General features: G+C 41.6%; 13 protein-coding genes. 9 read left to right on the top strand and 4 right to left on the bottom strand.

Annotation, left to right across the window (positions count from 1 at the left end; translation table 11 throughout):
• Positions 1–8: 8 nt before the first annotated feature.
• Positions 9–1,721, bottom strand: coding sequence for an electron transfer flavoprotein-ubiquinone oxidoreductase (locus tag F994_RS08895; protein ID WP_004649976.1), 1,713 nt, complete (start codon positions 1,719–1,721; stop codon positions 9–11).
• A 190-nt stretch (positions 1,722–1,911) separates the two neighbouring features.
• On the opposite strand from F994_RS08895, the gene F994_RS08890 reads away from it, so the two are divergent.
• From F994_RS08890 to F994_RS08870, 5 genes are all read left to right on the top strand, one after another.
• Positions 1,912–2,538, top strand: a complete 627-nt coding sequence (locus tag F994_RS08890; RefSeq protein ID WP_004649975.1) for a DUF1285 domain-containing protein — start codon at positions 1,912–1,914, stop codon at positions 2,536–2,538.
• 47 nt (positions 2,539–2,585) lie between these two features.
• Complete coding sequence (gene murI, locus F994_RS08885) at positions 2,586–3,458, top strand: glutamate racemase (RefSeq protein ID WP_004649974.1); 873 nt, start codon at positions 2,586–2,588, stop codon at positions 3,456–3,458.
• Positions 3,459–3,591: 133 nt separating this feature from the next.
• Complete coding sequence (locus F994_RS08880) at positions 3,592–4,620, top strand: DUF4062 domain-containing protein (RefSeq protein ID WP_004649973.1); 1,029 nt, start codon at positions 3,592–3,594, stop codon at positions 4,618–4,620.
• A gap of 67 nt (positions 4,621–4,687) precedes the next feature.
• Positions 4,688–5,701, top strand: coding sequence for a ferrochelatase (gene hemH / locus F994_RS08875; protein WP_004649972.1), 1,014 nt, complete (start codon positions 4,688–4,690; stop codon positions 5,699–5,701).
• A gap of 21 nt (positions 5,702–5,722) precedes the next feature.
• Positions 5,723–6,367: an MBL fold metallo-hydrolase gene (locus tag F994_RS08870; protein ID WP_004649970.1), complete on the top strand. Its 645-nt coding sequence runs from the start codon at positions 5,723–5,725 to the stop codon at positions 6,365–6,367.
• Positions 6,368–6,954: 587 nt separating this feature from the next.
• On the opposite strand, the gene F994_RS08860 is transcribed toward F994_RS08870, so the two are convergent.
• Positions 6,955–7,140: a DNA gyrase inhibitor YacG gene (locus tag F994_RS08860; protein WP_004649968.1), complete on the bottom strand. Its 186-nt coding sequence runs from the start codon at positions 7,138–7,140 to the stop codon at positions 6,955–6,957.
• Positions 7,141–7,224: 84 nt separating this feature from the next.
• On the opposite strand from F994_RS08860, the gene F994_RS08855 reads away from it, so the two are divergent.
• The 3 genes from F994_RS08855 (at position 7,225) to F994_RS08845 (ending at position 9,593) form a co-directional block, all read left to right on the top strand.
• Positions 7,225–7,899, top strand: coding sequence for a class I SAM-dependent methyltransferase (locus tag F994_RS08855; RefSeq protein ID WP_171065333.1), 675 nt, complete (start codon positions 7,225–7,227; stop codon positions 7,897–7,899).
• A gap of 7 nt (positions 7,900–7,906) precedes the next feature.
• Complete coding sequence (locus F994_RS08850; protein ID WP_004649966.1) at positions 7,907–9,109, top strand: TIGR03862 family flavoprotein; 1,203 nt, start codon at positions 7,907–7,909, stop codon at positions 9,107–9,109.
• A 73-nt stretch (positions 9,110–9,182) separates the two neighbouring features.
• Positions 9,183–9,593 carry a GFA family protein gene (locus F994_RS08845; RefSeq protein ID WP_004649965.1) on the top strand — a complete coding sequence of 137 codons (411 nt, stop codon included), beginning with the start codon at positions 9,183–9,185 and terminating at the stop codon, positions 9,591–9,593.
• A gap of 398 nt (positions 9,594–9,991) precedes the next feature.
• Here F994_RS08845 and F994_RS08840 read toward each other — a convergent pair whose 3' ends face one another.
• Both F994_RS08840 and F994_RS08835 read right to left on the bottom strand, forming a co-directional pair.
• Complete coding sequence (locus F994_RS08840; protein ID WP_004649964.1) at positions 9,992–10,573, bottom strand: hypothetical protein; 582 nt, start codon at positions 10,571–10,573, stop codon at positions 9,992–9,994.
• 10 nt (positions 10,574–10,583) lie between these two features.
• Positions 10,584–11,366, bottom strand: a complete 783-nt coding sequence (locus F994_RS08835; protein WP_004649963.1) for a class I SAM-dependent methyltransferase — start codon at positions 11,364–11,366, stop codon at positions 10,584–10,586.
• A gap of 122 nt (positions 11,367–11,488) precedes the next feature.
• On the opposite strand from F994_RS08835, the gene F994_RS08830 reads away from it, so the two are divergent.
• The gene (locus tag F994_RS08830) at positions 11,489–12,760 is read left to right on the top strand and encodes a hypothetical protein (RefSeq protein WP_004649962.1); all 1,272 of its coding nucleotides are present in this window, start codon (positions 11,489–11,491) and stop codon (positions 12,758–12,760) included.
• Positions 12,761–12,829 lie beyond the last annotated feature (69 nt).

Here is a 12,829-nt window from a genome sequence, read left to right as displayed (position 1 = left end):
ATTAGACATTACATATTCGGATAGTTAGGACCACCGCCACCCTCAGGTGTGACCCAAGTGATGTTCTGAGAAGGGTCTTTAATATCACAGGTCTTACAATGAACACAGTTGGCAGCGTTAATTTGGAAACGCTTCGAACCGTCATTTTCTTCCATAATTTCATACACACCAGCAGGGCAGTAACGCTGAGCAGGCTCATCCCATTTTGGCAAGTTGACGTTCACTGGAATAGAAGCATCGGTCAGTTTCAAATGCGCAGGCTGATTTTCTTCATGTACGGTATTGGATACAAATACCGAAGACAAACGGTCAAAGGTCAGTTTGTTATCAGGTTTTGGATAGTTCGGTTTGAATGTAGATGCATCTACAGTTTTCAAGGCGCTGAAGTCAGGGACTAAGTCATGCAATGTAAATGGTACTTTAAAGATGTTTTGATCGATAAAGTTAAATGCACCACCCATCCATTGACCAAACTTGTGCATTGCAGGACCAAAGTTACGTGAGTTATGTAACTCTTCTTTTAGCCAGCTATTGTTAAACTTGTCAGTATAAGCTGTTAACTCTTTAGCAAAGAAGTCTTCACCTTCAGTCACACGGGCAATGGCAAGATCACCGCCTTTTTCTACACCGGCAGCAATCGCTTCAAACACCGCTTCTGCGCAAAGCATGCCAGATTTCATTGCAGTGTGAGAACCTTTGATTTTAGCAAAGTTCAAGAAACCTGCATCATCACCAATGAGCGAGCCACCCGGGAAGGTGAACTTCGGTAGGGCATTAATTCCGCCTTTGGTAATGGCACGTGCGCCGTAGGAAATACGTTTACCACCTTCAAGATATTGCTTGATTAGTGGATGGGTTTTCCAGCGTTGCATTTCTGCAAATGGATACATGTTTGGATTGGTGTATGACAAATCAACAATCAAACCTAAAGTCACTTGGTTATTTTCAGCGTGGTATAACCACCAACCGCCTGAAGAACCAGTTTCATTTAACGGCCAACCTGCACCGTGCATCACCAGACCAGGCTTATGTTTCGCAGGGTCGATTTCCCACAATTCTTTAATCCCGATACCATAGTGTTGCGGATCGGCATCTTTGTCCAAATCAAACTTAGCGATTAAGCGTTTGCCTAAGTGACCGCGGCAACCTTCAGCAAAAATGGTGTATTTGGCATGTAATTCATAACCCGGCGTAAAGTTATGCGTCGGTTCACCATCTTTACCAATACCCATGTCGCCCGTTTGAATGCCTTTAACTGTACCATCGGCATGGTAAAGGATTTCAGCAGCAGCAAAGCCCGGGAAGATAGATACTTCAAGCTCTTCCGCTTTGGTACCTAACCAACGAACCACGTTGCCTAAAGAGATGACATAGTTGCCATCGTTATGCATGGTTTTCGGCACCATCCAATGTGGCGCTTCTTGTGATTTTTCATCAGACAATAAGAAATATGTTTTGTCTTCAGTCACTGGAACATTTAAAGGCGCACCTTCATCGACCCAGTTCGGGAATAATTCATTCATGGCACGTGGTTCAAGCACCGCGCCAGATAAAATGTGCGCACCAACTTCAGAGCCCTTTTCCACGACACAAACGGATAAATCTGGAAGGTTGTTTTCAATTGCAAGTTGACGAATTTTGATTGCCGCAGAAAGACCAGCAGGTCCTGCACCAACGATGACTACGTCAAACTCCATCGATTCACGTTCGATGTGCTCCATGTAGGACTCCTCATAGTGTTTGAAGGTGGCAACCGTAGTGATATTTCACTCGGTGCTGCCATGAGTGTTCTTAATGCCCAGACACAATTTTATTATCGTGTCTTTTATATTGTGGGCTAGTATAGTTTTAAACCTTGATCTAGCCAATTGGCTGAATCATATTATTTTTCCGTCAGCAGGGTCTTCATTTATGATTAACCAAAATATTTCACCAAATCCGACGAAAGAAGTAGCTATTGCTGATGATAAAAATTTAATGGGTATTGCACAATACTTAAAAGATGCACAGGCCGGTCACAAAAGGTCAATACCCCCTTTAGAGCAATTTAACCCAAAGCATTGTGGCGCAATGGATTTAAAGGTTAAAGCCAACGGAGAATGGTGGCACGAAGGTCAATTGATCAAACGTCAGGCCCTCATTAATTTGTTCTCTAGCGTACTTTGGAAAGAGCAGGGTAAGTTCTATTTAAGAACGCCGGTCGAACAAATTGAAATTGAGGTGGAGGATGAACCTTTATCGGTGAATCAGGTCGGTCGAGTGGAAATTGATGGGAAAAATTACCTCCAGCTGACCACCACTACGCAAGATATCGTTATTGTGGATGCTGAACATTCTATATTTATGCGCGACTATGTTGCCAGTGATGGACAGGTCGAACAGCGTCCTTATGTCCATGTACGTTTTGGTATTAATGCTTTAATTCAACGTGCTGCTTTTTTTCATTTAATTGAAATGGGGCAACTGCTTGAAAATGAGCAAGGTGATACCATTTTAAGCCTACAAAGCGGTGATTTTTACTTGCAATTAGGCACCTGAGGTTTAAGCTTTGTTCTACCCCTTTTTGCACTGCTGAAAGTGAAGCTATGACAGCCATCTATCCTATTTATCCTTTAATAGATCCAATGCCCAAGGCACAATCTCATGCGCCGATCGGAATTTTTGACTCTGGAATAGGTGGGTTGTCGGTGGCACAGGACATTGCTCGCTATTTACCCAAAGAGCGCATTCTTTATTATGCCGATACTGCGCATGTGCCTTATGGGCCACGTGACGATCAGAATATTCGTGAATTGACGGCTCAAGCGATTGAATGGTTATATCGGCAAGGTTGTAAAGTCGCGGTGGTGGCATGCAATACGGCATCTGCCTTTAGCCTTGATTATTTACGTGATTATTATGGTGAAGATTTTCCCATTATTGGCTTGGTGCCTGCTTTAAAACCTGCGGTCTTACAAACAAAATCAAAAACGGTGGCTGTACTGGCCACGCCAGCGACTTTTCGCGGCAAACTGATTCAAGATGTCATGCAGCGTTTTGCACTTCCTGCTCACGTCAATGTCATTCCTGTGACTTGTCTCGATTTGGTGCCCTTTGTTGAAAGTGGTGCGCAAATGAGTACAGCATGTTTAACCACTTTAAAAGCAATATTACAACCTGTGGTGGATCAAGGGGCTGATTATTTAGTCTTAGGTTGTACCCATTATCCCTTTCTAAAACCTGCGATTGAGTCTATTTTTGGTCAGAAACTGACATTAATTGACTCTGGTGTACCAGTTGCGCGACAAACAGCCCGAATTTTAATTAAAAATGAGTTATTATTTGAGCAAGATCAAAATGACGGTGTGCGGATTGAATGTCATGTCAGTGGCAATAACGCAGAAAACTTAAAAACTGTGTTGCAATACCTGATTCAAGATGATTTAACTTGGAATATTCGTAATATTGCTGTTGAATAAGCAATCAAACGCGAATAGTCTTTTGAAATATAGTACAAAAAATAAATTTTAGATTAGGTCATCGGATTACAACACAACTGCTCAGCATAGCGACAGTTGGGGGGTGTAATGTGCAATTGGAAGAGGATAACCAATGCTCGATAAGCGTTATCAGGTTTTTATTTCTATGTCTGGCAGTGAAATGCAGCCAGAGCGTATTGTTTTGGCTCAAACTTTGGTGGGCATGGGATTCTTTTCGTGGGGATTGGAGCAAAGGACACCTTTAAGTACTGCATTTGCACGTCGCCAAATTGATGATTGTGACTATGTGGTGATTCTTTTGGGCAGTCAATACGGTGAGCAATCGGTGTCCGGTGTCGGCTATATGCATTTAGAATATATCTATGCCGTCACCAAACAAAAACCCATTATTGTATTTATGCATGAAGACCCATTATCTCGGGATTTGTCTTTGCAGGATCAAAAGCCAGAACTACGCGAGAAGTTTTTAGAATTCCGTAAATTACTACAACAAGAAGCGGATCAAATTTTTACCTATCGCAGCATGCGTGATTTGGAAATGGCGGTACGTTTTAATATGCCACAAATGTTAGAACGCTATCCTGTTTCAGGTTGGGTAAGACCACAGAACACCCAATTGCTGCATGATGAAATTGATCAACTGAAAGTCAAAATTGAGCAACTTGAAACTGAAGTGGGTAAGCGCGAGGTCGATCCGTTCTTAACTTTGCCAAAAGTTTCCATGCATGAAGTTTTTGCTTTTGAATATCGCATGCATGCCTATCAGGACGGTAATTTTAAAGAACTGAAAATTCAAAAGAAACTGACTTGGGCACAGTTACTGAGCATTTTAGGCACCATGTTTCTTCATCCGACACCAGAAGAATATTTTTCTAAATGTATGAATGAATATTTAAATGATAATGGTTTGGCGGATGCACGACTTGAAATGCCTCGTGCGCATGCGGTTGCACGTTCACAAATCAATATTCGGGCATTGCACAGCATTAAAATGCAAATGCGTCAAAATGACTGGATTATTCAATCTGGACGAGATGACCGTCAACGCATGTTGTGGCAGTTAACGCCGAAGGGACAGAAATTGCTGGAAAGTAATTTGCTTGATAATAATCGTGTTTTTCAATTTAATTCATCCTATTAATGCATATGGCGAAGGTGTAGAAAACTGTTAAAGTAAACCCAGTTTATTCATCTTGGAATAGGGTTTGATGTTTTCTGCACCTAAAGCAAAAGTCACCATTATTTTGGCCAATTTGGGTACGCCTGACGAACCCACTGCTGTTGCAGTTCGCCGTTTTTTGAAGCAGTTTTTGTCTGATCAGCGTGTGATCGAAATTCCCAAACCAATTTGGCAAATCATTTTAAGACTCTTTGTTTTACCTTTTCGCCCAAAACGCGTTGCACATGCTTATGCCATGGTCTGGGGGCAAGATTCACCGATGCGTGAAATTGTCTTGCAACAAGTGCAAGCGGTGCAACAGCAATTGATTCAAGACTATCCGCAATTTGAATTAAATGTGGTGCCTGCCATGAGCTATGGCAATCCGGGGATTCAAGATCTACTCCAAAACTTAAGTGAAAATGTGCAAGATCACATTATTCTTTTGCCTTTGTTCCCTCAATATTCGGCCACTTCTACCGCGCCACTTTATGATGCCATTGCCAAATGGATCTTGACTCAGCGTAATTTGCCGGGCTTATCGATGATTCGTGATTATTATCAGCATCCTTTATATATTCAGGCGTTGGCGCAAAGTGTGCGTAACTATCGCGCCGAGCATGGCAGTGCCGAAAAATTATTGATGTCATTTCACGGTATTCCACAGCCCTATGCCGATAAGGGCGATCCCTATGCCGATCGTTGCCGTATTACAGCGCAATTATTAGCGCAGGCTTTGAATTTAACAGAGGATCAGTGGGCGATCAGCTTCCAGTCACGTTTTGGTAAACAGGAATGGGTCAAACCTTATACCGATGCCACATTGCAGCAATGGGCAGAGCAAGGCGTAAAGTCGGTACAGATTATGAGTCCTGCTTTTTCAGCAGATTGTTTGGAAACGCTGGAAGAATTGGCGATTCAAAATGCAGACTTGTTTAAGTCGGCAGGGGGGCAAGACTACGCGTATATTCCCGCTTTAAATGCCGATGCAGATCATTTGGCATTGCTCACAACTTTGCTTCAAGCTAATCTTGATGCCTTAACGCAAACATTAGCTCACTAATTTCACCGAGGTTTCGCCATTATGTTGCAAGTCAAAATTGTTCCTGTTACGGCATTTCAACAAAACTGTTCAATTGTCTGGGATTCTGAAACCAAAGAAGCGATTTTGATTGATGCTGGTGGTGAACCTGAAAAGTTACAAGCCGAAGTCGATGCTTTGGGTTTAACGGTGAAAGGCTTATGGTTAACGCATGGACATTTAGACCATGCCGGAGCAGTGGGCGCATTAAGTAAGGTTTGGGATGTGCCTGTGATTGGGCCGCATAAAGAAGATGCTTTTTGGCTCGATATGATTCAAGAGGTATCTGCAAAGTATGGTTTTCCTATTCCAGAAAAAGTGCAGGTGAATCAGTGGTTAGAAGGCGGTGAAGTATTAAAACTGGGTGATGAAGCGTTTGAAGTTCGCTTTGCGCCGGGGCATACCCCAGGTCATGTGATGTTCTATAATAAAAATTATGGTCTGCTTTGGACGGGCGATGTCTTGTTTAAAGGTTCAATTGGCCGTACAGATTTCCCTCGTGGTAATCATCAACAACTGATTGATTCGATTAAACGTGAATGTTTTAGTTTGCCAGACGCAACGCAATTTATTTCAGGGCATGGGCCTTTAAGTACCATTGGTTTCGAAAAACAACATAATCCCTTTGTTGCAGGTAAGGCTGGTTAATTTTTCTCTTTTCGTCGATTGATGAACCCATTTTCATCAATCTCGACGAAATGGGTTGCTATTGTGCTTCTTTAATTCTAAGACGATGATTATTGCGGCAAAACAAAATAAGATGCCAATTGCCATAATGATGACATCATGGTGATAAATTCCAAAACCCAAACTCGCCATACTCAGTAAGGCAAATAAAAAAAATAGAATTTTTAAGTACGATGGTTCCATTTTTATTTCCTTTTCTTATATTTATCACATCATTATAGTTTAAAAAATGAGTCATGATTATTCTTTTATCAGCTATTCTTTTTATCAGCAAACAAAATAATTTTTAATTGTTCTCAATAAGATGCGGTGTAATCTTTTTTCATCGATGAACGCTTAGCGCTATGTTGTTTATGTTTAGCGTCATGGCATGAGGCAGCTTTGGTTATTACCATTTAGCGCTGTCTATGATTGCAATCGGTATGCTTCTTATTTTTAGTTTTAAAATATAAAAAGCTGGATTCGAATTTATGTGGTAAATGGTTGATGAGCATCATTCATCAACCGATGGCTTGGTTTTTTGCAAAGGCAATTTTAAAAAAGCACCCTTAAAACTGATCTTCTTCACGACCACCATCGGCTTGCGGTGCATCTTGAGTTGGAAGTTTATATTCATCATTGGCCCAAGCGCCTAAGTCAATCATTTTGCAGCGCTCTGAACAAAAAGGACGGAATTCATTGCCTTCCCAAGTTGAAACGTCACCACAGCGTGGACAAGGAAAAGTACGAGGCATGTTGTGCTCCAGATAAAAATGATGATTCGATTAGGCAAATACAGTTGCTCTTGCTAGACTTGAGCCGATTTTTGTTAGTTTGATCTGATTATGCCAATTCGTCAATTTCAAGCACAGCGTATGCATGCGCCTCGTGATTTTCAAATGATCAGCCCAGATCCCATTTGTGTGGAAATTGGCGCGGGTAAGGGCAAACATGCCTTGTTGTTTTCGGGACAACATCCTGAAAAAAAATTAGTGGCGATTGAACGTACCCGTGAAAAATGTCTGGCTATGCACAAGCAGCATGTTCTAGAAGGACAAGCGAATTTACAGCCGATTCATGCCGATGCAATGCCGTGGATTGTACATGCGTTGAATCCTGCTCAAGTGCAGCAATTTTTTATTTTATATCCCAATCCTGAGCCACATAATCCAGCGCAGCGCTGGTTAAATATGCCCTTTTTTGAATTTTTATTGTCACGTTTGCAGGTTGGTGGAACAGTCACTTTAGCCAGTAATATTGCTGAATATATTGCCGAAGCAGAGCAGCAGTTGATTGAAGTGTGGAAACTCCCGTTTGTTAAAGAAGTGATTGCTGAAACCTCAGCCCGCACACATTTTGAAATTAAGTATTTGCAGCGCGGTGAATTGTGTCAGCAATTGATCATCACCAAGCCAGAAGGCTATCGCACCCGTTTTGATGATTTTATGCCTTTACAGGGGCAGAATGCAGCTCAGCAAACCGATTTAACTGCTGCACCTGAAAAAGCTGAATGAGTAAGTCATGAAAAAGCGTGTTGCAATTATAGGTGCTGGCCCTGCGGGTCTTATGGCTGCGGAAGTTTTAAGCCAGTCCGATTATGAGGTGCATGTCTATGAACAGAAACCTTCGGCTGCGCGTAAGTTTTTAATGGCCGGTAAAACAGGCCTAAATATTTCCCATGCTGAACCTGTGGCGCAATTTATTGGGCGCTATGATCAAGCGGAATGGCTTGAACCGTGGGTGAGACAGTGGGATGCGGTTTGGATTCAAAACTGGATGAAAGATTTGGGCATTGAATCCTATATTGGTTCATCTGGGCGGGTTTTCCCCATTGAAATGAAAGCCGCCCCGTTATTGCGGGCATGGCTTAAACGCTTGCAGCAACAGGGTGTTCAGTTTCATTATCGGCATCAGTGTTTAGAGTTAAATGCAGCGGCACTGACGGTCAAAGATTTAGTGAGTGAACAGCTTGCAGTGCAGCATTTCGATGCAATCGTACTGGCCTGTGGTGCGCTGTCTTGGTCAAAATTAGGCAGTGATGGTGCATGGCAGCAATGGTTGGCAAAGGATGAAATTGAAGCCTTTCAAGCCAGTAATGCCGGCGTTGAGCGTCAGTGGTCTACGTTTATGCAACCTGTCTTCGGGCAGCCGTTAAAGCGCGTTGAAGCATGGGTGGATGATCAAGCCAAAACCATGGGTGATATTGTGATTAGCTATTATGGTTTAGAAAGTGGTTTGATCTATAAGCAAGGTCGTGCCTTGCGTGAACAAGTAAAAAATGGTCAGACCATGCAGTTATATTTGGACTTGCTGCCCGATCAAACCATTGCGCAATTAGCCCAAAAATTACAACCCAGTAAAAAACAGTCGCTCAGCAATGTCTGGCGTAAGGCTGGCTTAGATACAGCCAAAGCCAGTTTAGTGCGTGAATTGGTTGCTAAAGCACTCTGGAATGATCCTTTGGCGTTGGCGCAAAAGGTCAAACATCTGCTGATTCCTTTCAGTGGTTTTCGCCCAATCGAAGAAGCCATTAGCTGTGCTGGCGGCATAAAACGCGAGGTACTGACCGAACAACTGCAATTACGTTCCAATCCACGGGTCTTTTGTTGCGGGGAAATGTTGGATTGGGATGCACCGACGGGTGGCTATTTGCTGACGGCTTGTTTTGCTACTGGTCGTGCCGCAGCTGAAGGCGTGCAAAATTATCTTTCTGCGCAAGAATAGACGTTGATTTTTTGAAGCATGATTAGAAATATGCTAGCTTAAAAACTCCCTCATGATAAAAATGAAGTCGTTTATGGCTGAAGAAAATCGATATACAGGAAGTTGTTTGTGTGGCGGTCTGCGCTATGAAATTCAAGGTGAAATTGGCGATATTGTGCAATGTCATTGCCGAAAATGCCGCAAAGCCAACGGTAGTGCTTTTGCAACCAATGCACCCATTCAAAAAGCAGATTTTAAAATTGTACAAGGTGGGCATTTACTGAAAAAGTTTCAATCGACAGCAACCACACAGCGTTGTTTCTGTGCCGATTGCGGCTCACCGATTATCAGTATTAAAGCGGAAACACCAGATGTCTACCGTTTACGTATAGGCACATTGGATACAGCACTGACCCAAACGCTAACACAGCATATTTTTGTGGCCTCTAAAGCAGAATGGGACACCATTTGCGATACTTTGCCGCAATATGCTGAACGACCATAATGTTTCGCTATTAGCTGCCAAAAGGGATCAAGAGATCTAATGCCAATCAGTTAAGGGTTTTAGAAATAAAATCCTTAGTTTTTAGTTGTTCATGACGGAGTCTTATATTTTAAAATCAAAAACTTGGAGCTCCTATATTACTTTGGATAAGCCCAAATGAGAAACTCAAAATATATTTTGAGTTCGCAAGAAAGGCATCTTGCGGCGCAGTGCGCCTCACCGCAAAACTCGTCAAATTCCTTTTATTGATTAATAAATCGCAGAAACCTTATTTTTTAAAATAGTTTTGCCTCGAACAGTTGCGGATGACGTTTCCGCGTATCGAATAACATCATGAATTTAAAATAAAAAAACAGGCAATTTCTTAACTGACTGGCATTAATCAAGAGATCCCTTTTTTATGGGGCTGATTTTGTTGATTCAGATTGCGTCATTTCAGGATATTGCGATTGCCAATGTTCAAGCTGTTCTTGGGCATGTAAAAATTCACCTAAGCCTTTGTCTTGATCCTCTGATTTTTTGGTCTCTGCTTTGGGTTCTTTGTTCTCATGATAAAGCTTGGCTTGTATTTGCCAATATTCTGCAATCAAGCCTTGAATATAGCGACCTTGCGCCGTTTTTAAATCCAGTTCTTTCAACATGTTGAGTGCCGACTGAATATTGTCGCGTTTGCGCTGATGTGCAAATTCATTGGTGAGCGAACCTGCTTCTCGCATTTTGCTCAGTTCATCTTCCATGTCATCGCTCATTTGGGTAAAACGCTGATCAAAGTCGGTCAGTAAAGCAATATCATGTTGATCATTTGGCGTTTTTTCAAAAGCTTTCACTGGTTCAGTAATCAACTCCTGCATGACCTTATCTTCAGGTTGAATTTTATCGTTTTCGGCCATGCTATTTTTACTGTTATCACAAGCACTGATCAGCAGGCTTGAGCAGAGTAAAAAAGGAAAACCCAGTTGTTTCATTTGAAGTTTTTTCATGATCATTCCTTTATTGCGAATCAGTTTTTTTAAAGTCATAAGCATAGGTTAAATAGGGAAAAGCAATTTCATCTTGCGGCTGTTTTCCAGTGTACTTGAAAACAATCTGTTCAAATTGGGCTTTTAACTGTTGCTGTTCATGTTCTGGCATTGCGGCAATGAAACTGCTGGAGAGCAAGCGTTTAGACACGACATTTTCCACAGTGCCAATATGCGCTTGTTGAAAGGTCTGTACATGATCCAGTTGAAACAATGTTTGCTGCTCAAAGACCTTTTTCCATTGACCACTATGATAACGAGGTGTGTTACCCTCCAAAGGTGCAATCACATCCGCAAGGGCTTTGACCCAATCGACCTGAATATCACGTTGATTCCAAATTAAGGCCAAATGTCCGGTAGGTTTGAGCACATGATGAATTTGCTGTAATGTTTCAAGATTGGCAAACCAGTGAAACGATTGCGCACAGATGACAGCATCAAGGCTATGTCTGGTTAAGGGTAGCTGATCGCTCGATGCTTGCAGCGTCTGCACGTCTGGATAGGCACTTTGTAATTGTGCCAACATTTCCTGAATCGGTTCAATTGCGGTAATGTGTTTTGTGATGTGTTGTAAGTAAGGTAAGAATTTGCCAGTACCTGAACCGAGATCAATCACCTGTGATTTTTCGTCAAGTTGGAGCTGATCTTGCAGCCAATGTATGATGTCTGGTGGATAACTGGGGCGAACCTGTTGATAGAGTTCTGCTGCTGAACTGAAGCCTTTTTGAGCGGCTGGATGTAGTGATTGTGTCATATTTTGCGCTTTTTAATCTTCTGAGCATCTATAAAATAACATACTGGCTTTTGGTAAATAGGCACACTGTCTATTTGTTTTATTGACTCTAAAAACAAGGGCCGATTTGCTTCGGTGTGGAAATGGAAAAACACATTATTTTTGAAGACGAACAAATTCGGGCAATTTTTTTAAGAGGCTCATCAGATGAGTTGATTTTCTCTTTTGGCGATTTAATTACGCGTGCCAAAGGGTTGTCGATTAATGCTGAAAAGTCACTGCTTAAACATGATTTTAATGTCATTGGCATTATGCCGAAGCAGAAATCGTGGTTTCCTGAAAGCTCAATGCGTCAGATGTTTGCCGAAATTGAAGACCTGATTGCACCCTTTAAAACCCGCATTGGCTATGGCGGTTCAATGGGCGGTTATGCCGCAATTAAATATTCCAATTTACTCGATTTAAAACGTGTGGTTGCCTTAGTGCCACAGTATTCAATTAATCCTGACGATGTTGAAGACCCGCGTTATAACATGTTCTTTCATGCAGAACTGAATGCCAACATGCAAATCCAGCCGCAAGATGTTTCGGCTGAGCGTGAATACATTGTGGTTTATGATCCCTATTGCCCAGAAGATCGTGCGCAATATATAAAGCTTGAACAAGTGTTACCGCACATTTATACCTTGAATTTACCTTTTACTGGGCATGATGCGATTGCAGTACTGGCCAGTTCAGAGTTATTGCATGACTTTTTGTTGCATGATTTCGATGCCACTTACTTTTATCAGAAGATCCGTCAGGTCAAAAAGAACAGTAAGTTTTATTATCGTAAAGTGATTGAAAATTTATTGCCACGCCATAAAAATGCTTTAGGTTCAATTTTAATTAACAATGATTTACAGCTTGATAACCAGTTTTTTGACGCAAAGTTGAAACAACAGTTATTAAGAGAATTGTTGAGTAATAAGCAAGTCAGTCAGCAAGATTTACTGAAACTGGGCATACAGGTCAATTTACCGCAGGAAAACAGCAGCCAGTTACTCGACTCTTTTGGTCATGGCTTGGTGTTTAATGTCATTAGCCAAAAAATTGAAAGCTATGCAGCCAGTGCGATTGCTTTAAATCATAAATTTTTGATTCCAATTTTTGCCAAGGGCAGTGCTCTGGTACAGATTACTTTAAATGATGAGCGTTATGTTGTGGCGATGAATGATCGACACATCATGAAATTATTTAAAGAACACGAGCCTTTAAGCGCAGGCATGCACCCGATTGTGATGAAAAAATATAGTGATTTTTATGTGCTCAGTTATAAGCATTTAAACTTAAATAATAATGAATATGGCAGTCATGATTTTATTGAAGAGACCCCTGAAACCGCTCAATTCGTGACGCAACCGCTCCATCCTTAAGCACGATTGATTAGCTTATTATTGTTTAAAATAAACTCGACTTTAGTCTGATTTTTGACCACTTGCTTT

Source organism: Acinetobacter bohemicus ANC 3994 (genome assembly GCF_000367925.1).
In the GTDB taxonomy this organism is placed as follows: Bacteria; Pseudomonadota; Gammaproteobacteria; order Pseudomonadales; family Moraxellaceae; genus Acinetobacter; species Acinetobacter bohemicus.
This window is presented reverse-complemented; position numbering and strand designations above follow the sequence as displayed.

Excerpts from the sequence above, each read along its gene's own strand:
- F994_RS08830 (WP_004649962.1), top strand. The coding sequence starts at position 11,489 with ATGGAAAAACACATTATTTTTGAAGACGAACAAATTCGGGCAATTTTT.
- murI (WP_004649974.1), top strand. The coding sequence starts at position 2,586 with ATGACAGCCATCTATCCTATTTATCCTTTAATAGATCCAATGCCCAAG.
- F994_RS08840 (WP_004649964.1), bottom strand. The coding sequence starts at position 10,573 with ATGAAAAAACTTCAAATGAAACAACTGGGTTTTCCTTTTTTACTCTGC.
- F994_RS08860 (WP_004649968.1), bottom strand. The coding sequence starts at position 7,140 with ATGCCTCGTACTTTTCCTTGTCCACGCTGTGGTGACGTTTCAACTTGG.
- F994_RS08890 (WP_004649975.1), top strand. The coding sequence starts at position 1,912 with ATGATTAACCAAAATATTTCACCAAATCCGACGAAAGAAGTAGCTATT.
- F994_RS08835 (WP_004649963.1), bottom strand. The coding sequence starts at position 11,366 with ATGACACAATCACTACATCCAGCCGCTCAAAAAGGCTTCAGTTCAGCA.
- F994_RS08870 (WP_004649970.1), top strand. The coding sequence starts at position 5,723 with ATGTTGCAAGTCAAAATTGTTCCTGTTACGGCATTTCAACAAAACTGT.
- F994_RS08880 (WP_004649973.1), top strand. The coding sequence starts at position 3,592 with ATGCTCGATAAGCGTTATCAGGTTTTTATTTCTATGTCTGGCAGTGAA.
- F994_RS08850 (WP_004649966.1), top strand. The coding sequence starts at position 7,907 with ATGAAAAAGCGTGTTGCAATTATAGGTGCTGGCCCTGCGGGTCTTATG.
- hemH (WP_004649972.1), top strand. The coding sequence starts at position 4,688 with ATGTTTTCTGCACCTAAAGCAAAAGTCACCATTATTTTGGCCAATTTG.
- F994_RS08895 (WP_004649976.1), bottom strand. The coding sequence starts at position 1,721 with ATGGAGCACATCGAACGTGAATCGATGGAGTTTGACGTAGTCATCGTT.
- F994_RS08845 (WP_004649965.1), top strand. The coding sequence starts at position 9,183 with ATGGCTGAAGAAAATCGATATACAGGAAGTTGTTTGTGTGGCGGTCTG.